Below are 20,902 nucleotides of genomic sequence, written 5' to 3' on the forward strand. Positions count from 1 at the left end.
TCACCCGGTAACCCGCACCATTCCATATTCCTTCTATAAAAAAAGATGCCCGAAGGCATCCGCTGATTAGCTGATATTATATCTATAGGATAAGTCCCGGATTATTCCAGATTCGACAGATCATTTGCTGTACTGGCCACATGCTCAAAGGCACGGCTCAGCTCCTGCATGGATTGCCCCTGATGCTGCGAGAAGGCCATAATCTGCTGGATGGACTGGTCCATTTGCAGAATGGCCTGCTTCATTCCGGCCAGTTGGCCGTGAATGTTCTTGACCAGAGCGTGGCTGTCGTTAGCCAGCTTGCGGATCTCAGTAGCCACTACACCGAAGCCGCGGCCCTGCTCTCCGGCTCTCGCTGCCTCAATTGCCGCATTCAGTCCCAGCATATGCGACTGGTCGGCAATCCGCTTGACGGCGGACAGAATCTCAAAGCTGCTCTCGATATCCTGCACCATCGAATTCGAGCTGCTGACCAGCCCGTCCAGCCGCTCGGTTATTCCCAGCGAGGACCGGGTAACCTCTTCAGAGGTAGCTGTCATCTCTTGCACCAGGGAAGATAGCTCCTGCGCCCCGTCTTGAAGACTGGCCGTCCTGTGATTGGAGACCATCGCTGAAATGACACCGATGATTTCTCCGTCATCCTGCGTAACCGGCACTGCTGTCGAAAGATACGCCATGCCGAAGGCTTCAGGGCCGCGCTCCTCATGCTGCACTTCTCCGGTCTCCAGTGCCGCATAAGATACCGTTCCTTTGAATTTCCCGATAGGCGCCCCCACCGGAACCTTAAGATCAATCTTCCGGCCGGGAAGATAGGCAAGTACCTTATCCGTATCAGCAAGCACGAGGGCAGCATCCTCAGGGTACGTTTTTTGAATCACATCCAGCACGTTCTGCAATTGCACAAGCTTGTCATCCCGTTTATCCTCCAGCATAACCATCAACCGCCTGTTCCATATTTTTCAATAGACTGGTCTGATTATAACACTGATCATAACTAATGAAAGAGCAATTTGATTTTTCTGAAAAAAAATTCATTTTTTCTATTTCCAAAGTACCGCCTTCTGATCACATATAAAATTTCAGCTTTAGATCAAAGCTGTCACAGAACATTCTCCGGTGCCAAAAGTTCTATTTAGCATCTGGTCCTAGGAGAACGTGCTATACTGTAGGTAACAGATATATCAATACGTTAAGATAGGAGAGGTTCATTTGGATAATCAACGCTGGATCGCACCTGAATTCTACAATCTCACTTCGGAAATGGAGCGGCATCCTGAAGAGAAGATTGCCCTTAAATGGTTGCATGAGAATGGAACACTGGAGGAAATCACCTATGGAGCGCTTATGGCCCAGGCAAGCCGGCTGGCTGGCGGGCTGGCCGCTCTCGGACTAAAGCAAGGCGACCGGGTCCTGGTCATGGTGCCCCGCCGCATTATCGCCTATGCCATCTATCTGGCCTGTCTGAAGCTGGGACTTGCCGTTATTCCGTCCTCTGAAATGCTGCGGGCCAAGGATTTGTCTTACCGGCTGCGTCATTCCGAGGCCCGGGCCGTTATTGTCTGGTCTGAGGTTACCGGTGAGGTGAATAAAATCGCTGAGGACCTGCCGTCTCTCGACTACCGCCTGTCTGTATCCGCCGGTGAAGCCGCGCCCGAAGCCGGCTGGGTAGACCTAGAAAGCCTGATGGAAGGCCAGCCGGAATCCTTCCCTGCCGTTGCAAGCCGCCGTGATGATATCGCCATTCTGGCTTATACTTCCGGCACTACCGGCAACCCGAAAGCCGTAGTGCATACTCATGGCTGGGGTTACGCCCACCTGCGGATCACCTCTTCCCTCTGGTTTGATATCCGGGAATCGGATATTGTCTGGGCTACAGCCGCACCGGGCTGGCAGAAATGGATCTGGAGCCCATTCCTGACCGTGCTGGGCAACGGAGCCACCGGCTTCGTCTATAACGGCTCGTTCCACCCCGACCGCTACCTGCAGCTGCTGCAGGATGAGAAGATCCAGGTATTATGCTGCACTCCGACAGAATACCGCCTGATGGCCAAGACTGAGGGGCTTGCGCAGTATGATCTGTCGAGCCTGCGCTGTGCGGTATCCGCCGGAGAGCCGCTGAACCAGGAGGTTATCCATACCTTCCAGCAGCACTTCGATATTACGATCCGTGACGGCTACGGACAAACCGAGAGCACCCTGATTATTGCAGCGCTGAAGGATGAGCCGATCCGTGTCGGTTCTATGGGCAAATCGATTGCTCCCGGCATTGTTGAGGTCATCGACGAGGAAGGTCATCCCCTCCCTGCAGGAGTGGTCGGGGATATCGCCGTACATTTGAGCATGCCGGCATTGTTCCAGAACTACTATAAAGACCCCGAGCGGAAAGCAAACGCCTCGCATGGCGAATACTTCGTCACCGGCGACCGGGCGCGCAAGGATGAGGACGGCTATTTCTGGTTCGAGGGGCGCGGTGATGATATCATCATCAGCTCCGGCTACACCATCGGACCCTTTGAAGTGGAAGAAGCTTTAACGAAGCATCATCTGGTTAAAGAATGTGCAGTGGTAGCAAGTCCTGATGAGATCCGCGGCTCAGTCGTCAAAGCGTTCATCGTGCTTAAAGACGGCCACGCCGGTACACCGGAGTTGACCAAAGAGCTGCAGGCCCATGTTAAGGAGCAGACCGCCCCTTACAAGTATCCGCGCAAGATTGAATACATTACCGACCTGCCGAAAACGACTTCCGGCAAGATCCGCCGGATTGAGCTGCGTGAGCAGGAGAAAAAGGCTGCGCAGGAGTAAATTCTGCCGGCTCACTCCGGAAACAATAAAAGCCCCGTTACCCTGCAGTGATGCAGGTAACGGGGCTTTTTACTATCGGGACTTAGGATTCCTGGCTATCAATAGCAAAGCAGCAGACAGAATAATAAGAATAAGTGTAGTAACCAGACTGCCCTCCAGGCCAAATTCCCCCCCGGTCAGCAGTTCATTACCGCTTAAGGAGACCGAATACAGGCCCCTGGGCGTATTACCGCTGACCGCAACGCCGTATATGTAGCCTTGAAACAGATTCCAGGAAAGATGCAGGGCAATTGCCGCATACAGTTTGCCTGTCCGCAGCGTCACCTGCGAGAAGATCAGGGCAATGATCATAATGTTCAGCGCACTGATCCAGCTGTATCCGGGATTGGCCGCATGGGCAAGCGAGAACAGGATAGAGGTGATGCCCACCGCCGCCGGAACACCGATTCTTGAAGACAGCAGATGCTGAAGATACCCTCTGAATAACACCTCTTCACAAATTCCGGCCAGCAGCACTGTAACCACGATATCCGCCGCATCCAGCCCCCCGAATGAAGGGCGCAGCCATTCGCTATGAAAGGAAGCATTCCCCATCCCCCACAATACCAGCACAATAGAGGTTAACAGCAGCGCGCCGCCGGCAAATCCGGCAGCAAACTGTTTGCCGTCAGGCCTGGACAGTCCGATATCAGACAACGGGCGCTTATGAATGACCTTTACCGTAAAACAAACAACGGCAAATGAATAGAGGCCTGTAGATTTGAATACGCGCACCCAGCCGTCAGGATCGAATAACCCTCTTGAACCAACCCGCAGTGATAAGCCAAAAGAGACCACTGCCATAAGGGTGATGATAGCCGCAACCACCGCCATAATCTCCCAGACTGCCCTCAGCCGCCCTTCCCGGTTTCTGAACAGGATTTGCATGTCGAAAACTCCCCTTCCTTTGTTTCATGTAACCGTTAGACGGCCATGAAGGGGAGATTCCCTGCACTATCATTTGAACTTACTCCGACCAATAGTTCGCACCCGGATTCAGTGACGCGCCTACTTCGCCTTCCATAACCAGATCACAGTCGAGATAACCCTCTTCATCGAGGAAATACACTTCCTGCTTGTAGAACTCGCATAATGTCTCGAGGAATTTCTCCGGTGAATCGTACATAACTACCAGATCGCCGAAGTCATGCAGCAGATCACAAATCCGCTCCGCCCCGTCCTCTGACTGATAGTAGCAGATGAAATCACTGCCATAGTTGGTCAGGAGCGGAAAAATCGTACCGCCGCCGGTATAGCCTTTTTCCTGCAATATACCTGCCAGCACCTGCACCTCCCGGGCGTATTCATCAATATGAATCAGCCGGTAGCCGGGAATAAATTCAATCAGGCTGGGCTCTTCTTCTTCACTGCTGGTGCCCAGAACGTTATTATAAACTGCTTGCAGAAGTGCAGGCACTTCCGGCGTGAATACTGAAAGTACTGCACTTCCCTCAGCAGGAGCCTTGCCTAGACTGGCAATGTAGCCGGGCCGCAGCTGTGCGGATAAAGCTAAATATTGCTGAAAGGTATCGGTAAGCATGAAATCATCCTTTTCTCTATTAATTAATTATGAACTTCATCAGTCATTGCGTACACTTGGCGGCTTACGGCCTTAGCCTCTGCGAACATCGAGGAAATTACCTGCCGGACGGTCGTGATCTCATGTACCAGCCCGGCAATCTGGCCGGCCATCACCGAACCATTCTCCGTATCGCCCTCCCGCACGGCGCGGCCCAGCGAACCCATTGCCAGCGCTTCGAGCTCCTCTCTGCTTGCCCCGCTATTCTCCAGCCGCATATATTCCAGCGTCATCCGGTTCTTAATGCTGCGCACGGGAACTCCGAGCGAACGTCCGGTCACCAGTGTATCGCCATCCTGTGCTGCTACAACTGCCTGCTTAAACTGCTCATGCGCCGGACATTCTCCTGTCGCCAGGAACCGCGTGCCCACCTGCACACCCTTCGCGCCTAAAGCAAAAGCTGCTGCTGCCCCCCGTCCATCGGCAATCCCTCCGGCAGCAATAACCGGAATAGACACGGCATCCGCAACCTGCGGAATCAGCACCATCGTTGTCGTTTCTCCTACATGACCGCCAGCTTCCGTACCTTCAGCCACCACAGCGTCCACACCGAGTGCCTCCATCTTCAGGGCAATCTGTACTGAAGGCACTACAGGAATGACTATGATCCCGGCGGCTTTCCACATGGCAACATATTTTTTCGGCGAGCCTGCACCTGTTGTTACCACCTTAACTCCTTCATCCATCACCAGCTGCGCCAGCTCGTCCCGGTTCGGGGCCATCAGCATCAGATTTACGCCGAACGGTTTGTCGGTCAGGCTCTGACATTTACGGATTTCTTCCCGCAGCTGCTCCGCGCTCATCCCGCCCGAAGCGATTACGCCAAGCCCTCCCGCATTCGATACCGCTGCCGCCAGGCCGGCGTAGGCAATCTGCGCCATGGCTCCTTGGATAATTGGATAGGTAATTCCCAGCATTCCGGCAATACTCACAGTGTTTCCCCCCTAGACTCATAGGATTCCGGTTACAAATTTCATGCTAATTAAAAAAGCGGACCGATAAGGTGATTCCCCATCGCTCCGCTTGCTGTGCCCTAATTATTTGGCGGCCGATGCCCACAACTTCTCCAGCCACGCATCGAAATTCTCGCCCTTCTCACCTTCGTAGGCGTCATAGACGTCAATTCTCATCTTCTTCAGCTTCTCCTTGAACTCCTCATAAGAATGGTCGCGCGGAAGACTCTTCTTAATGCGCAGCACAATCTTGGATATGCCCCGGAACAGCTCCGCTTTGTTCTTCGACGGAACCTTTACATCCTCACCGAATGCAATCAGCTTGTTGTAGGCAGCTTCTTGGACGGTATATACAGGATCACTGACCATCAGGCGGTTCAGGATATCAATAATTTGCTTATGGTTATAGCGGCCCAGCTCTTCGACTGCCTCAAGACGCGCTCTCCAATCGGCTGAGCGGCCGGCGGCTTTCTTCAGCTCTTCATAATTCTCGGGCAGCTCTTGGATTACTTCTTCATTATTCAAACGATACAATCCCCTTCTTGGTTAAATCTTATATAGTGCATTCTACCGTACTGTACTGCCTGATTCAATCTTTTATACAAACATTAATAGGATTCAGGAGTATCAGGCAATTATGGCGAATCTCCATTCAGACTGCCCGGAGAGGATTCAGCAGCAGCTGCAGCCGGATTGCCTGCCGAGATCAGAACCTTGTTGCCGAGGAGGAAAAATCCCTGAACGAACATCAGCAGCCCGGTGATCATCAGCAGCCATTCAATCCGGACCATATCTGCCAGCGGCCCGAAGACCAGCATGCCGAGCGGCATCATAGAGCTGGAGATCATACCCAGTACGCCAAAAACCCGGCCCAGATAATCAGGTTCTACCTTTTCCTGAAGCAGCACTGTTGACGGAGTATTGAAGAAAGGCAGCGCAAGCCCCACGACTGCCATCACGCCGAGATAGATCCAGAAGACCGGAATTAACCCAAGCGCAAAAGTGCAAAGTCCCACAGCGAATGCCGACATGGTCATCGTGTGCACGCGGTTGCGGAAGCCCGGCCAAGCTGCCATCAGCAGCCCGCCCAGCATCATCCCGATCGAGAAGGTAATCTCAATGGCGGTTAACCGCCAGATATCCTCCCCGAAGGTCCGGGTCACCTGCAGCGGGGTCAGAAAGGATACCGGGGCGGCAAGCACAAAGAAGAAGGCGCAAAAGATGAAAAAGCTCTTAATATAGGCATGCTGCCGGATATAATCAAAGCCGAGGCGCATATCGGCAAAGTAGCTGATGGCCTGCTTCGCACCAGCCTTCGCATGCAGCGGCACCTGCACGAACAGGAACAGGGTTGCAACAGCTATAGCGGCAGTGATCACATCAATGAAGAAAATCGCTTCAATACTCGCCATGCTCAGCAGCGCTCCGCTCAGCATTGGCGACAGCAGCATCACCATAGCCTGAATACTGCCGTTGATTCCGCCGATCCGGGTCAGCTTGTCTTCAGGCACCAGCTGCGGCAGCATGGCCGCCACGGCAGGCGTCTGTACCCCGCCTCCCAGGGAACGAATGGCCGATACCACAAACAGCAGCCACATCGAGTCGTATCCGAGCAGGAATAATATAGCCATAATTAACGTAGAAACTGCGATAAGCGAATCGGAAATCACAATCAGCCATTTGCGGCTGTAACGGTCAGCCCAGACACCGGCAAAGGGCGACAGCAGAAACATCGGCACAAATCCGCAGATGATCGAGATCGTCATCATCACTCCGGACTGTGTATTCAGGGTGATATGCCACAGAATCGCATACTGGACCAGTGAAGACCCGAAAAGCGAAATCGTCTGGCTTGTCAGAAACAGTACAATGTTCTTTTTCCAGTCAGTGTTCATTGTCAGGGGATTCCTCCTCTTTCTTAGCACTTTCGCGTACATATTCTAGCATAGTTTGCGCTGCTCGGGACAATGGATTTGGAATATCAGACACTGTAAAGTATAGTATGGACAAACTGCGCAGCGCGCAGTACTAGGAGGTATACTGCATGATGAGAGCCTACACTGCGGCTGGAGCCGGCCTAACCGGGCAATTAACAGAGATTACGGTACCGCTGCCCATTCCCGGAGAGCATGAAGTACTGATCGAGTCATACGCAATTTCTGTTCATCCGGGAATTGGACAGACCCGCAGCGGGATTGCCGGAGTAGTGGCAGCGGCCGGCTCCGGGGTCGGCCGCTTCAAGCCCGGCGATGCGGTATTTGGTCTAATGTCTGCTGAGGAGGGCGGGACTTACACGGAATATATGCTGGCAAGCGGGCATGAGCTTGCGCTGAAGCCTGAAGGGCTGTCCTTCGAGGCTGCCGGCATCCTGCCCGCAGCCGGACTGGCCGCCTGGCAGGCACTGGCCTGGGCGCAGGTATCCGGCCGGGACCGCGTACTGATCCATGACGGTACGGGAGGTACCGGCAGCTTCGCGGTGCAGCTTGCCAAGCTGCGGGGAGCTACCGTCATTACGACGATCAGCGGGAACGGGCTTGATCTGGCATGGGAGCTTGGAGCCGATCAGGCGATCTGCTCCGGGGAGCAGGATTTCACCGCCATCCTCGGGCGGAGCATTGATGTTGTTATTGATACCGGCGGCGGCGCTGCCCTGGACCGCAGCTTCGCCGTGCTTGCACCCGGAGGCAAGCTCGTTTCCACGGCCGGCACCCCCGATCCGCGTAAGGCCGCGCAGCAGGGTGTTAATGCAGCGTACATTGTACCCGCTGCCGACCCCTTCCAGCTCACTGAGCTGGCCCGGCTTGCCGCCGGACGCCGGCTGAAGCCGTTGATCGGCGGAATCTTCCCATTTAGTGCGGACGGGCTGCGCGGCGCGCAGGATTACAGCGAAAGCCGGCAGATGCATGGCATACATGTGATTCAGTTCAAATCACAGGAATAGAAAGGTTAAGTAAGCCCAATCGGCGGGAATCCGGCACGGCTCCATAACCATAGCGGAGTATGGATATCAATCGGCGCGAGTCCGGTATGCAGCAGCACCTTCTCCCAGGCAGCAGCTACCGCCTTGCGGTCTTCTGCACTTCCGCCCAGCACTTCCGCAGGACATAGCCCCAGCTTCACCGAAGCCTGCAAAATATGGGTATCGGCAGCAACAGTAATCAGCTCCCGGGATTTCCAGACGATTCCTGCGTAGGTCTCCATGACGTACAGCCAGTAATTAAAGATTTTGGGACCGGACAGATACGGAAATTCCGCTTTACGTGTGATCTGCATCGTCTTGATCAGCACAGCAACATCATGATTAGCCGCTGCAAGCAGACCGGCAGCATTCCCCTGCGGAGAAGAAGCCGCAATCCCCTGAGCTACCTTCCCCCATATTTCCGGATGACGGTTCGGCTGGAGAGCCACATGATACTTTAACAGTGCGGCCCGGAGTTCTTCACGCTCACGCCTGATGACCAGCCGAGGGCTGAATATCCAGCGCGCATCTTCATCGAGGTAGGCTTCAGCCACCGCCTTCCAAAGCTGATAGGCGCTCCGCTGATAATTCAAAGACATCGCCAGTGTCAATACATCCGGCAGTTCTCCGGCAGGCACTATCCCGAGCAGCGCATCCTCCGGCATTACTTCCCCGCCAAGCAGCCCAAGCGTATGCATCTGCAGCAGCAGCTTTATTTTATCAATAGAAAACAGGTCCGGCATCAGGCTCCCTCAATTCAGGCCAAGCCCGTGCACCAGCGATACCAGCAGCACAGCCACCAGGATACCGGGCAACAGGTTCGCCACTTTAATTTTGGTAATTCCAAGCAAATTCAGGCCGATGGCCATAATCATCACGCCGCCTGCAGCGGTCATCTCGGTGATATAGCCGCTCAGCAGCGCATCCGGCACGAACCCGGTAATCTGTGTAGCGAGTAAAGCGATGGTCCCTTCATATAGAAAAACAGGAATAGCCGAGAACAGCACACCGATCCCCAGCGTAGAAGTCAGAATAATCGAGATGAAGCCGTCCATGATCGCTTTGGTATACAAAATTTCATGATTGCCCTTGATTCCGCTGTCCAGCGAACCAAGAATCGCCATGGCTCCGACCACAAATATCAGGCTAGCTGTAACAAATCCCAGCGATATGCTTCCTTGTCCACCCGAGCCCACTCTGCGTTCCAGCCAATTTCCCGCCCGGGTAAACTTATCTTCAATGTTAATCCATTCACCGGCAACTGCCCCTATGACCAGGCTCAGAATAACAATTAAGAAATTCCCGCTTTTGAGGCCCATCTGGACACCCAGCACCACAATAGCCAGGCCGATCCCGCTCATCACCGTATTCTTCATACTCTCCGGTATACGCTCCAGCAGCTTCCCAAGCAGCGTCCCCGCAATAATTGCTACACCATTCACTAAAGCTCCCAGCAGTACCATTGTTCAGCAGTTCTCCCCACTATGATTTCTCTCTTATTCTAGCATTATAGGGGTATCAGCCGTTCTTGCGTCAAGGGATTGCAGATTATTATATAGACAAGCTTATAGAGTCTGCAGATAGGGTAAATATATCAAAACCAATCTCGTACCTCTAAATGAATTTACAAATTTATGCATATAATGGTACACTCATTTATAGCGTTCTTTAAAGAGAACAGTCCGTACGTATTTACATCAAAACCAATTAAGGGGAGTCGTTATGTCTGACCGGTATACCCTCGACAAAGGAAGTTTATCCAGAGAAGTAACCCTTCTTCTTGCTCTTCTAAATTCGGATAACATAGATGAAACGGCTCAGCAGCAGCCTCACCTGTTCACAGGACTCGATTGGGACTTATTCGTGCAGCTCAACCTGCATCACCGGGTATATCCTTACCTGTATCCGAGACTCAGCCGGATGAACGGGGATGTGATTCCTGCGGGCGTTCTGGAGAAGCTCAAATGGGAGTACCGGCGGAATACGGTTCAGATGCTCCAGCTCAGCGGTGAGATGAGTAACATTGCCAATCAGCTGGCAGAGCATAACATCCGCTGTTTATTCCTGAAAGGCCCCGTGCTCGGGCAGGAGCTGTACGGGGATATTTCGCAGCGCGCATCACGGGACCTTGATTTTCTCGTGCCGATTGAGCAGCTTCAGGCTGCGGAAGACCTGATGCTCTCCCTGGGATATATAAAGGAAGAGACCTTCGAGAGCATTCTGGGGGACTGGAAATGGCGGGAGCACCATATTTATCTGGCGCATCCCGTAAGCAAGATCAAGGCAGAGCTGCACTGGAGACTAGGTCCGGGGCCGGCAAAAGAGCCCGGGTTTGATGAGTTGTGGAAACGTTCGCGGATAAGCAGCCGGTTCGGCCGCAATGTCCATTATCTGGGCCGGGAGGATCTGTTCCTGTTCCTGACGGTCCATGGAGCAAGACATGCCTGGTCCCGGCTGCGGTGGCTGCAGGACATTAAGCTGCTGCTCGGGCAGCAGCCTGACCCCGCAGTACTGACCCGCCTGATGTACCGCTACAATTCCAGCAATGCCGCAGGCCAGGCGCTAATTCTGGCAGCCGGGGTGCTGGACACACCGATAGATCCCGGCCTGTCCCCTTTAATGGACAGCCCTAAGGCCCGCAGGCTGGCACAGCTCGCCTTATTCTATGTGCCGCGGATCGTCAATCTCCACAATCCTCCGCTGGAGCCGGAGGTCGAGCGGCATTTCCGGCAGTATCAGCCGGAGGTGCTGTCCCGCTGGAATCAGGCGCTGCACTATGCCAGCTTTCTCTATCCCTACGCCGCCGATGCCCGGACACTGCCGCTGCCGAAGGCGCTGCACTTCCTGTATTTCCCGCTGCGCCCGTTCCTCTGGAGCTGGCGGAAGGTATCCGGCGGGGGATAACCGCCGCTATGCATGACATATGCCGCTCCTACGGGGCAAGTCAAAGGGACCTGATGCCGTTTATGCATCAGGTCCCTTTGACTTAAGCATGCTGCCGGAAAGCTCACCTTAGCGCACTTCAGTGGAATTTAGGGGATTTTTCACTCTACTTTCACGCGATCACCCAATCACCAGAGTACGCGCTTACCCGAGTACCCGCTTTCCCCGCTTTCAGCGGGATTAACGGGAATTTTGGAACTCTGTCAAGAAAGTTGGCTGTCCCGCAACGATTAGTCAAGCTAATAAGTTAGCGTTACGGACATGAGAGCCGTTATGCCTGCGGTAAGCACCTGCGTGCCGGTTCTAACGGACATCAGCGCCGTTATTTCGCCGAAAAAGTGAATTTAGCACACTAAAAGTGGCGAATAAAGGCCGTGGTGTCTGCAAAGCTGCCAAATGGGCCGATTCTGGACGGATATGGTCTGTGGTGCCCGCAGGCAATCGGATTGAGCATAAATTGGGCTGACTTAGTAGGAATTCACTTTAGCGCCTCGCCAGCAGCCCACTTTCCGCGGGATTAGCGGGATTTCCCCCTCTAACTCTGCTACATGGCCTCCTCCTGCCCGCTGAGCAGCCGGCTGAACATGCCTCCCTTCTCTGAAGCGAGGCGGCTGTATGCGCCCTGCTGGATCACCCGGCCCTGGTCGATGACCAGGATCTGGTCCGCCCCGCGGACTGTGGACAGGCGGTGAGCGATGACGATGACCGTCACCGTAGCCTTCAGCCGCTCCAGCGCCTCCTGTATCCGTTTCTCATTCTCTGTATCGAGCGCACTGGTGGCCTCATCGAGCACAAGAATGGACGGCTTGCGGATAATGGCCCGGGCCAGCACGAGGCGCTGCCGTTCCCCGCCCGACAAGCGGATGCCCCGGTCGCCGATTAGCGTATCGAGACCGTCCGGCAGCTTGCGGACAAAGTCTGCGGAGGCCGCAAAGTCCAGCGCCTCCCAGAGCTCCTCCTCCCCGGCATCCGGCTTGATCATCAGCAAATTGTCACGGATCGTCGCATTATACAGAAAAGGATCCTGCGCGACATACCCGATCGTCCTCCGGTAAGACAGCAGCCTCTCCCCTGTAATCGGCTGGCCGTCTGCCAGAATCTCCCCGTTCTCCGGCTGGATCAGCCCCATCAGGAGATCGACCAGCGTACTCTTCCCTGCACCCGAACGGCCGACAATTGCCGTCATCTTCCGGGCCGGAATGACGATGTTCACCTGCTCCAGTGAGTACTGCGGTTCCTGCAGGTTATAGCGGAAATTAACATTTCTTGCTGTAAGGCTATGCTCCAAGGGTACTGGGAGGACAGCCTGCCCGCTTCCGCCCTGACCACGCTCGGCGGCGTCCCGGCATTCCTCCTGCAGCAGCTGCAGCTGCCTGAAAGAAGGCAATACAGCGGCTAACTGCTCCATCAGTGACTGCAGGGCAGAGAATGTCGGCCACAGCCGGGTGAACACCAGAATGACCAGCAGCAGATTAGGGCCCTCTACCTGCAGGAACCGGAAGGATACGAAGATAAATACGGCTATCAGCAGCGTGGAGGACAGTTTGTACAGCAGCTGGGAGTTGGAACGCAGACGGGTATGATCCAGCTGCTCCTGCTTCACCTCTGCGGTGAAGGCATGCAGCCATTCCAGCCGGGAATGCTCCAGGTTATTGCTTTTGATATCCTTGATTCCATTCAGCTGGTCGGTGATTCCTCCCAGATAGGTCTTGCCCAGCTCCGTACTGCGGCCGCCCAGCTTCTTGGCCTTCCGGATGAATCTGCGGGAGAAGATAGACAGCAGGGCGGCGCAAACCATTACGGCGACAGTCATCTTGGGGGACAGCCAGAAGGCGAAGCCGATCTGCACGAGCGTGAACAGCAATGTAGTAATAAACTGCAGGAATGCGCTGATCCCGGCCAGCACTCTGGCCAGCTCCGTGGTCATCACATTGATCAGATCGGAGGTGCGCTTCTTCAGGAAAAAAGACCACTCCGCCCGCAGCAGCGCGCTATATACCTCGTAACGCAGCTGCCTGCCATAGGTCTGCTGGATTTCCACATTGCGGATGGTCACGAACCGGGAAATCAGATTCTGGCAGAGCACAATGAAGACATACGCGCCGAGCACCAGCATAAGCGCGGTTGTCTGCGGCAGCTCAGAGATGAAGCCGAGCGCCGGGAGATGATTGCCGGCTGCCGCTGCAGCGCCAAGCTGAATACCGGCCATCCCCAGCATAGGCACAAGCAGCAGGATCGCAGAACTTTCCAGCAGTCCGCTGATCACCATCCCGAGCAGATTGAGATATAGTTTAACCCCCGACAAGCGCTGAAGCTGCCGGACATAATTCAGTACCGCTTGCATGGCCTCACCCCGTTTGCCCGGCTTGTAACACTTTGGCGAATTTCTCTACAACCACGAACCCCTGCATCGCATCATCCCCGGATACATAATAAGCTCCGCTGCGCAGCCAGGCATGGGCAATCATCGCCCCCTGCTTATCCCGCGCCACTCCCATATAGAGGGTGCTCTCAATTCCCCGCTTCTCCAGCATCTTCAGGCCGGTTACCGCCCTGACCATACAGGTGCTTTTCCACGGCGTATAACGGCTGATGACACGAATCGCTTTGGTGATCTGCTGCACGCGGGGAATATCCGCTTCTTTCGTTACCGTGGAGGTTTCCATAGCTTTCACCCCAAGTTGGGGTGCAGTCTTGGCAAAAGGAAACAGCAGCTGGATTCGGACCAGCAAAAGCCGCCATAACGCTTCAGGAATCAGCGCAAGTGCGGCTTTGTCATACTTCAGCAAATTCCCGATACGCCGCAAAGTAATCATGATCCGCTGACAACAGCGACCAGATCCTCATTCAGCAGATTTTGCACAAAATCAGTCACGTCCTGCTGTGCCAGCTCTGCCGGAACCTCAAAAATCTCCTGCATGATCTCAGCAATCCGGCGGATCGATACCGGAGCGGACAGCGCCTCCCAGATCTCTCCTCCTACCTCACCGAGGTTGTAATACTTGCCGTTCTGCACATTCAGCATGACCTTCTCGCCGTCCATGTCACTGGCGATATTGCCTTCCCGTTGAACCAGTACCGAATCAAGGGACAGAACCTCTGCCGTGTTCATATTCATGCGTTCATCTCCTTCACCTTTTGTGTAATCACCTCAAAGATAAGCTCCGTCTGCTGCGGTGCGCTGAAGCCCTGCTCCGGACGGGTAAGCCGGTACATCGGCAGCCGGCCTGCGAACGAGGCCAGCATGCCGAAATGCCATTCTCTGACTCCAATGCGGTCCACGAGCGCTTTTTGATAAGTATGGTTATACAAGGTATGCAGCCGTTCCAGTCCAATGATTGGCTCCAGGGCCACCGGTCCGTCCGGGGATACGGTTAATTCAAATATCCCGGCCAGCGGCAGCGGTTCAGCCTGAAAGCGGTCATGCACCGGTACGGCAAACTTGGTCTCCCGCTGAAAAAGCGGACGGTATACAGACGAATTCATTCCCAAATAGTCCAGGCTCTGCTGCCAAAGCTTCTGCTGCGGATACCCTGGAACAGCTAATGGATGTCCATTTTGCACCAATACGGGAATAACGTCGTCACTGACCAGAAGATGGCCCTGATCCATTAAATATGAAGCCAGCGTCGATTTGCCTGCCCCTGAACGGCCGACTAGCGCGTAAGCTTGATTATTCAGCACAAGCGAGCTTCCGTGGAGCGCGAGAATGCCTTTTTGCATCAGCAGAACGCCCATGCAGCTCCCCAGAATAAACAGGCGGATACTATCGGGATCGGCTTCAGGTACTGGAGATACTGTGATCCTGCTGCCGCTGTGCACCGAAAAGATCGCTGTATCTTTGACGATGAACATGACTTCGTTCTCCGCCGCGCCAAGGCTCGGCGTTATCTTCGGCACCGCCTTCCAGCGCTCCTCCAGACTGCCGTAAGCAACAGAAATGCTGCCCATAATGCCAGGCTGATCCGTCCGGGGAAGTTCCGGCAACGGGATTTCGCTGAGAATGTGCAGACCGAAAGCTTTATATCCGAGACATTCCATGGTGCGCGTCATACTGTTCACCCCTTATTTATCAGTTTCACCCGCCTGCTTCCCGCGGATAATGTAAGGATAGCCCTTATCCCCCTCCAGCAAGCTAAGAGGGATGAGGGCCGGGTACTGCACAAGAGAATTAGGAGTGATGAACGACTTCATCCGGATCCGCCTGGAAGGAGTCGGCGATCGATAGTCCTGGACCAGCCATAGTCATTTTAACGTCCAATACTTCCAATGCAGGCTTGCTGTATTCCTTTTTCATGTGCTTCACCCCCTTTCAGTTAATCTCATCAGGACAGCCGCTTCAGAAAGCGGTAAACCACCAGTCCTCTGGTCAGAAGGCGGAAATCCGTGTTGAAAATGAGGGATGGTGCGGGCTCACTACCCAGCCGGTTCAAACATCCGGCGAGCCCGGGTTGATTAAGATATGCCGAGGTGCGGGGATCCTCAATCATCTCCCGGAGCTCCGCAAGGAAATGCTCCCACTGCGGAAGCATGCGGGTAATTCCGTCCGCCCCCTGCACCCCGCGCCGTTTCCGGTTCAGTCTGACCCTATCCGGCAGCCTTCCCTCCATCGCCCGGCGGATCAGCGACCGGTCCACTCCGTTCTGGACATACTGCCCTTCCGGCACGGACAGGCAGAAGTTAATTACGCGCAGGTCATTCGTGGCATCCCGGTCCCATACCCCGTACTTCAGCGACAGCTTGGTAGCCGCCGTTCCGTTCACATTCCAGATATGCGGCTGCTGAAAATGCTGCCTGCGGATGTTATACACCGTCTGCGCGGCTGGCAGCCCGTTAATCCCTTTCAGCCGCTCATGTACGCCTGTCCGCCGGGCAAGCTCCGGCGAGATCAGCTCCGGGATCGCCTCGGGCTTGCCGGAGACCAGCTGCCCTATTCCGGGGAAGACCTTGCGCCCGACAATCTGCAGCACCTGCCTACGGCTGGCCTCCATGGAACGGCTATACAGCTTGTGCTCCCGGTAGAAGGAGAGCCAGCGGAATTCCCGGATCAGCTTCGCCTGGTAATCCAGTGCAGGCCCCCAGGATATACTCCAATTGCCCCGTTGTCCGCTGAGGAGAACACCTACCCCCTTGCTCTGCGCTTGCTCATATATACCTTTGAGCCAGTAGGAATTCTCTATGAATTTGTAGGGCATCTCCATGATATCCAGCCATTCGTCAATCTCGTTGTATGAGTTCCGGTCAGGAAAGTTCAGAAAGCTCGGCTGGATATTGCCTACATGGTCAATCGTCTCCTGGATATAAGGGCGTTCATCAGCAACCCGCAAGCCCAGATTAAATCCGGTAAAGTTCTCTACCGGATAGGAGCTGAAGGTGAATAACGGCTTCTCCCTGCGGCGCAGCTCTTCCGCAGCAAAACTCACCACGGAACCGGAGTCCAGCCCCCCGCTTAAGTTGGCACCCGCTGCAAGGTGGGTACGCAGCCGGTCCTTGACCGCCTGCCCGAATACCTCGCGGAACGCCTCCTCATATTCACTATTACTGTGGAGCTTCAGCTCCGGTGGAGCCTGAAAGGTGTAATATCTGGAGAATGTCACATGCGCTCCGCTGACGGTTATGGAATGAGCAGGAGGCAGCTGTTCTATTCCTTGATAGACCGTGGAGAACATATCTGCCACATCCGTCCGCTCCTGATTCGCCAGATACTCTGAGATCCAGTCCTCATTCACAACACGTTGGCTGTCAGGCATAGACAGCAAGGGATGAATTACGGTGCAGAAAGAGAACAGACCGCCGGAACGGCGGAAGTAGAGTGTCCGGTTGCCCGAGAAGTCTCTGGCCCCAAACAGCAGCCGCCTGCGTGCATCCCAGAGCATGAAGGTGAAGTCTCCGACCAGCCGGGCCGGTGCTTCCTCCCCCCACTTCTCATAGGCCAGCAGGATCAGCAGGCTGTCTGGAATGGAATCACGATCCTCACGGACAATCTGAAGCTGTCCGAACAGATCATTCCGGTTATCAATGATCGCATCGGCTGCAATAGCCAGACCACGTTCCTTGTCATAGTAAGGCAGAATCTCATTCCTTGACTCTGGAGTAATCCACTGTGCACGGCAGCCGAGGAAGATCCCCTCTGCCTGCCAGCTTCTGGCATCATCAGCCGGATAACACTGCAGCTGCCGCATAAGGCCGGGACCCAGCTCAGGATCGACTGGTTCATGCTGCATAGAATAAATCCCGGTGATTGCGCTCATTGTCAGACCTCCATCTATCCGGAATTCCAATACCAGTTCTTTATAAAGAATATTTCTTACTATATAAGATAACGATCTTGCTATAATTTGTGAATAACACCTTAGTTTACATTTTAGTTATCCTTTGGGGTATTGACTTATTAGAATACTTCAAGATGGATTACTAATTAGGATGGTATAATAGGAGGGAATTTGACCTGGGAGAGGATTTACGATGCGGGAAATACCGGAATTTGAATTTATCAAAGACTATAAGCATAACGAGGTGTTACGGCAGAGCTTCTTCAGTCTGGCTGCGGACACATTCGAACTGCAGCTGGAACGCTGGTATGAGGAGGGTTTCTGGAACGAACGTTATATTCCTTATTCTTATGCAGAGGGAAACCGGGTTATTGCCAATGTCTCAGTTAATCTGCTTGAGCTGATCATAGATGGTGTAAAGTGTACCGCTGTTCAGCTCGGTACGGTAATGACTCATCCTGACTACCGGGGACGGGGGCTGTCCGCCCGGCTAATGGACAAAGTGCTCGAGGATTACGGAGATCAGGCGGAGTTCATGTACCTGTTCGCCAATGATACGGTGCTGGATTTCTATCCAAGGTTTGGTTTCCGTCCGGTAGAGGAACAGCTTTTCTCCATGGATTGTCCTGCCGGAACAGCAGGATCTGCCGGGTCTGCAGAAATCCGCAAGCTGGATCTCTCTATATCCGGTGATCTGAATCTGATCTCTGCACTGGCAGCACAGCGGCTGCCCGTATCAGAACGTCTAAGCGTAAGCGGCGCCCAAGGGCTGCTGATGTTCTACTGCCTGAATGTCTTCAGCAATAATCTTTATTATCTGGAGGATGAGGAGCTCCTCGCCATCTGCCAGCAGGAGAACGGGCAGCTGGAGATATTCGATCTGATCAGCACGAAGCCTTTATCCATCCGCGAGACGGCATTTAAGCTTGCAGACAGCAGCACAGAGACTATAGTGTTCCACTTCACTCCGGACGATGACAGTGACGGGCCTCAGCTCAGCAGCAGCAGCAGCTACTCCGGCGGTTTATTCGTTAGGAACCTTGGCAGCCGGCAGTATCCGCCAGACGTCAAGCATCCGGCTACATCCATTGCCTGAGCACAGTCCGCAGAATATTCAAAGCGTCATGAACTGCCCCTGCCGGGCCAGATAGGCTTCCTTCTCCTTATAATCCGGCATTATGCTTCCCAGGCGGCGCCAGAAGGAACGGTCATGATTCATATGCAGCAGATGGCATAGCTCATGAATAATGACATAGTCGATTACTTCAGGCGGCGCCATGGCCAGGCGGTAGTTGAACGTCAGTTTTTTATCAAAGCTGCAGCTCCCCCACTTCGTCCGCGATTCAACAATTTCGATACTCTTCGGCTTCACCTTGAGCTGCGTTTGGTACGGGACGATGCGCTCGGCTACGATTTTTTTCAGGCTGGCCGTATAGAATTTCTTCAGCGCAAGCTTCAGCTCATCCGCCTCCCCGTCAGGGGCCGCAATCAGCTCATGCAGCGCGTACTCCTTCCCCAGATACAGGAAAGCCTCCTCCCCCTGATACTCCTTCGCCTTCGGCACCTGTCGGGCCGCCGCATTGCTGCGCAGCTGCTCCAGTATCCGCGGTCCCAGCCTCTCCACCGCACTGCGCAGACTCTCTTCACTTGTTCCTTTGGGCGCCTTAACCGTAATGAGATCAGACATGCCAATCTGCACCGAAATCTTCTTGCGCTTAGCATATTGGACATGGAGTGTAATCAGCTGATCTTCTAGCTTAATTTGCATAGCCACCATCGTTTCTGTAATTTCTAGTACACCGGATATCCGAAAATAAACACAGTCAGATACAGCAGACTGGTAATAATATAAAAAGCGCTCAAGGCCATATCTTTTCTTCTATTGTCTTTAGTCAGCAATGCGGCCGCAAAGGCCAGCGGGAAGGCCACAGCAAAGTAACGTGGCGCGGACAACAGCCAGGTAGGGCCGACCACATAAGCGAAGTATACTAAAAAATACGCCATATAGGCAGGATTGAGCTTCTTTGCACTTCCAAGCATAGTCAGGAGCACGAGGAAGATCACACTCAGATTCGGCAGCCACAGCCCCAGGAAGGTACGGTAATCCCCTTCTTTGAAGGTTCTTATAGCGTACTCCATCTGATATCTTACCGTATCGAAAAAGAAATAGAAACGCTGCGACCAATGCTCCTTCTGATAGATGCTGAACTGAAATGCATTACCTGTCACTTTGTAATTAATGTAGAGATAAGCCAGCAGCCCAAAGGACACTACACCCAGGCAAAGCACGCCCGAGATCAGCCGGTTCGTAAATCCCCGCCGCCGTCCTGTGTATTTGTAGCCCGCCACAAGGCTCCGGGCAAATTCCACGGCAATCGGTACAGCCAGCAGGATACCCGGCGAACGGGTAAATCCGGCTAATGCGGCACAGAGGCAGCCAAGCAGCCACCGTTGTTTGCGTACATAATAAAGGGCCATCAGAGAGAGCAGCAGGAACAGCGATTCGGTCATAGGGATGAAGAAGAAGAAGGCGGACGGGAAAATGAAGATATACTTCACTACCCGCAGGGCATTCTTGCGCTCCATATCCAGCCGGGCGAGCTCATATGCGGTAATAGCCGCAGCCAGCGCACAAAGGTTAGCCACAATGAATCCGGCAACCATATAGTTGCCCGCGAAGAATTGCACCAGCTTAATGATAACCGGAAACAGCGGCAGGAATACTATATGGAATCTGGAATCGCCTTCAGTAACATACCAGTTCTTCGCGATCCCCAGATAAGAGGTGGCATCAATGCCGCCGATATGCCAGATATCAATAAACCGCGACCACACTCCGGCGGAATACCCATCCTTAAGGATCCAGAGCACATAAGCGAGAAGTACCAGCAGCACACGGCTTATCACCATCCAGAGCATAATCTTAAGCCAGGTCTGCCGCCGCTCCTGAACTTCATCCCTTATGCCAGACGAAGCTGATTCAGTCTGCGTCAGGATGTAACCGGTCAAAGCAGGAATCGCCCGCAGTCCCGTCCACACAAATAGCCCCAGACACAGCAGCGAAGTTATTATTCCCGGCAGAGCCCAGGTCTGCACCCCCGTTGCCCATACCCATGCTGCAATTACTATAATGAATAGAAATAAAGCTGATACTGTCTTGTCGGACTTGTTCACAGGTAGCCTCCGGTTCCGCATCAGTTGCGGCATTTTGGATGATATGTAGTCGAAATCCCTCTTTTTCTCATTTTCTTATACAAGTCCCTGTAACACAATGATTAGTTTATAAAAGTTAGGCAAAAGCAAAAAGGAACGCCGCTTGAACTCTCGCAGCGTTCCTTATCTTGCAGAACTATTT

General features: G+C 53.8%; 20 protein-coding genes. 4 read left to right on the forward strand and 16 right to left on the reverse strand.

The genetic code is table 11. The features are described 5' to 3' along the window. Nucleotides 1-101 precede the first annotated feature (101 nt). Nucleotides 102-932, reverse strand: a complete 831-nt coding sequence (locus LOS79_RS20720; RefSeq protein ID WP_315411986.1) for a methyl-accepting chemotaxis protein — start codon at nt 930-932, stop codon at nt 102-104. A 328-nt stretch (nt 933-1,260) separates the two neighbouring features. On the opposite strand from LOS79_RS20720, the gene LOS79_RS20725 reads away from it, so the two are divergent. Beyond that, entirely contained in the window at nt 1,261-2,802 is a 1,542-nt protein-coding gene (locus LOS79_RS20725) for an acetate--CoA ligase (protein ID WP_315422359.1), read from the forward strand. 72 nt (nt 2,803-2,874) lie between these two features. On the opposite strand, the gene LOS79_RS20730 is transcribed toward LOS79_RS20725, so the two are convergent. The 5 genes from LOS79_RS20730 to LOS79_RS20750 form a co-directional block, all read right to left on the reverse strand. Further along, nucleotides 2,875-3,729, reverse strand: a complete 855-nt coding sequence (locus LOS79_RS20730; RefSeq protein WP_315411987.1) for a CPBP family intramembrane glutamic endopeptidase — start codon at nt 3,727-3,729, stop codon at nt 2,875-2,877. Nucleotides 3,730-3,808: 79 nt separating this feature from the next. Further along, nucleotides 3,809-4,381 carry a hypothetical protein gene (locus tag LOS79_RS20735; protein WP_315411988.1) on the reverse strand — a complete coding sequence of 191 codons (573 nt, stop codon included), beginning with the start codon at nt 4,379-4,381 and terminating at the stop codon, nt 3,809-3,811. Nucleotides 4,382-4,404: 23 nt separating this feature from the next. Further along, a complete protein-coding gene (locus LOS79_RS20740; protein WP_315411989.1) occupies nt 4,405-5,352 on the reverse strand; it encodes a nitronate monooxygenase in 948 nt (315 codons plus the stop codon). A 105-nt stretch (nt 5,353-5,457) separates the two neighbouring features. Next, nucleotides 5,458-5,898 (reverse strand): HEAT repeat domain-containing protein, encoded by a 441-nt coding sequence (locus tag LOS79_RS20745; RefSeq protein ID WP_315411990.1) that lies wholly within the window; start codon nt 5,896-5,898, stop codon nt 5,458-5,460. Between the two features lie 110 nt (nt 5,899-6,008). Then, nucleotides 6,009-7,268, reverse strand: coding sequence for an MFS transporter (locus LOS79_RS20750; protein ID WP_315411991.1), 1,260 nt, complete (start codon nt 7,266-7,268; stop codon nt 6,009-6,011). Nucleotides 7,269-7,417: 149 nt separating this feature from the next. On the opposite strand from LOS79_RS20750, the gene LOS79_RS20755 reads away from it, so the two are divergent. Continuing rightward, complete coding sequence (locus LOS79_RS20755) at nt 7,418-8,314, forward strand: NADP-dependent oxidoreductase (RefSeq protein WP_315411992.1); 897 nt, start codon at nt 7,418-7,420, stop codon at nt 8,312-8,314. Between the two features lie 5 nt (nt 8,315-8,319). Here LOS79_RS20755 and LOS79_RS20760 read toward each other — a convergent pair whose 3' ends face one another. Beyond that, nucleotides 8,320-9,075 (reverse strand): hypothetical protein, encoded by a 756-nt coding sequence (locus LOS79_RS20760; protein ID WP_315411993.1) that lies wholly within the window; start codon nt 9,073-9,075, stop codon nt 8,320-8,322. A gap of 9 nt (nt 9,076-9,084) precedes the next feature. After that, the gene (locus LOS79_RS20765) at nt 9,085-9,795 is read right to left on the reverse strand and encodes a DUF554 domain-containing protein (RefSeq protein WP_315411994.1); all 711 of its coding nucleotides are present in this window, start codon (nt 9,793-9,795) and stop codon (nt 9,085-9,087) included. 259 nt (nt 9,796-10,054) lie between these two features. On the opposite strand from LOS79_RS20765, the gene LOS79_RS20770 reads away from it, so the two are divergent. Then, nucleotides 10,055-11,236: a nucleotidyltransferase domain-containing protein gene (locus tag LOS79_RS20770; protein ID WP_315411995.1), complete on the forward strand. Its 1,182-nt coding sequence runs from the start codon at nt 10,055-10,057 to the stop codon at nt 11,234-11,236. Nucleotides 11,237-11,819: 583 nt separating this feature from the next. Here the strand turns inward: LOS79_RS20770 and LOS79_RS20775 are convergent. From LOS79_RS20775 to LOS79_RS20800, 6 genes are all read right to left on the reverse strand, one after another. Continuing rightward, nucleotides 11,820-13,619: an ABC transporter ATP-binding protein gene (locus tag LOS79_RS20775; RefSeq protein WP_315411996.1), complete on the reverse strand. Its 1,800-nt coding sequence runs from the start codon at nt 13,617-13,619 to the stop codon at nt 11,820-11,822. Between the two features lie 4 nt (nt 13,620-13,623). Next, entirely contained in the window at nt 13,624-14,091 is a 468-nt protein-coding gene (locus tag LOS79_RS20780) for a lasso peptide biosynthesis B2 protein (RefSeq protein ID WP_315411997.1), read from the reverse strand. Further along, on the reverse strand, nt 14,088-14,387 hold the full coding sequence (locus tag LOS79_RS20785; protein ID WP_397386807.1) for a lasso peptide biosynthesis PqqD family chaperone: 300 nt from the start codon (nt 14,385-14,387) through the stop codon (nt 14,088-14,090). The genes LOS79_RS20780 and LOS79_RS20785 overlap by 4 nt, the downstream gene beginning before the upstream one ends. 2 nt (nt 14,388-14,389) lie before the next feature. Next, nucleotides 14,390-15,328 (reverse strand): phosphoenolpyruvate carboxykinase (ATP), encoded by a 939-nt coding sequence (locus LOS79_RS20790; RefSeq protein ID WP_315412000.1) that lies wholly within the window; start codon nt 15,326-15,328, stop codon nt 14,390-14,392. Nucleotides 15,329-15,446: 118 nt separating this feature from the next. Further along, nucleotides 15,447-15,572, reverse strand: coding sequence for a paeninodin family lasso peptide (locus tag LOS79_RS20795; RefSeq protein WP_315412001.1), 126 nt, complete (start codon nt 15,570-15,572; stop codon nt 15,447-15,449). A 28-nt stretch (nt 15,573-15,600) separates the two neighbouring features. Beyond that, the gene (locus LOS79_RS20800) at nt 15,601-17,526 is read right to left on the reverse strand and encodes an asparagine synthase-related protein (RefSeq protein ID WP_315412002.1); all 1,926 of its coding nucleotides are present in this window, start codon (nt 17,524-17,526) and stop codon (nt 15,601-15,603) included. 214 nt (nt 17,527-17,740) lie between these two features. Here LOS79_RS20800 and LOS79_RS20805 point away from each other — a divergent pair, with 214 nt between their 5' ends. Beyond that, nucleotides 17,741-18,643: a GNAT family N-acetyltransferase gene (locus LOS79_RS20805; protein WP_315412003.1), complete on the forward strand. Its 903-nt coding sequence runs from the start codon at nt 17,741-17,743 to the stop codon at nt 18,641-18,643. 18 nt (nt 18,644-18,661) lie between these two features. Here the strand turns inward: LOS79_RS20805 and LOS79_RS20810 are convergent, their stop codons facing one another. Both LOS79_RS20810 and LOS79_RS20815 read right to left on the reverse strand, forming a co-directional pair. Beyond that, a complete protein-coding gene (locus LOS79_RS20810; protein WP_315412005.1) occupies nt 18,662-19,315 on the reverse strand; it encodes a M48 family metallopeptidase in 654 nt (217 codons plus the stop codon). 23 nt (nt 19,316-19,338) lie between these two features. Further along, entirely contained in the window at nt 19,339-20,721 is a 1,383-nt protein-coding gene (locus LOS79_RS20815) for a hypothetical protein (RefSeq protein WP_315412006.1), read from the reverse strand. Between the last annotated feature and the right edge of the window lie 181 nt (nt 20,722-20,902).

It is taken from the genome of Paenibacillus sp. MMS20-IR301, from assembly GCF_032302195.1.
Classification (GTDB): domain Bacteria; phylum Bacillota; class Bacilli; order Paenibacillales; family Paenibacillaceae; genus Paenibacillus_AQ.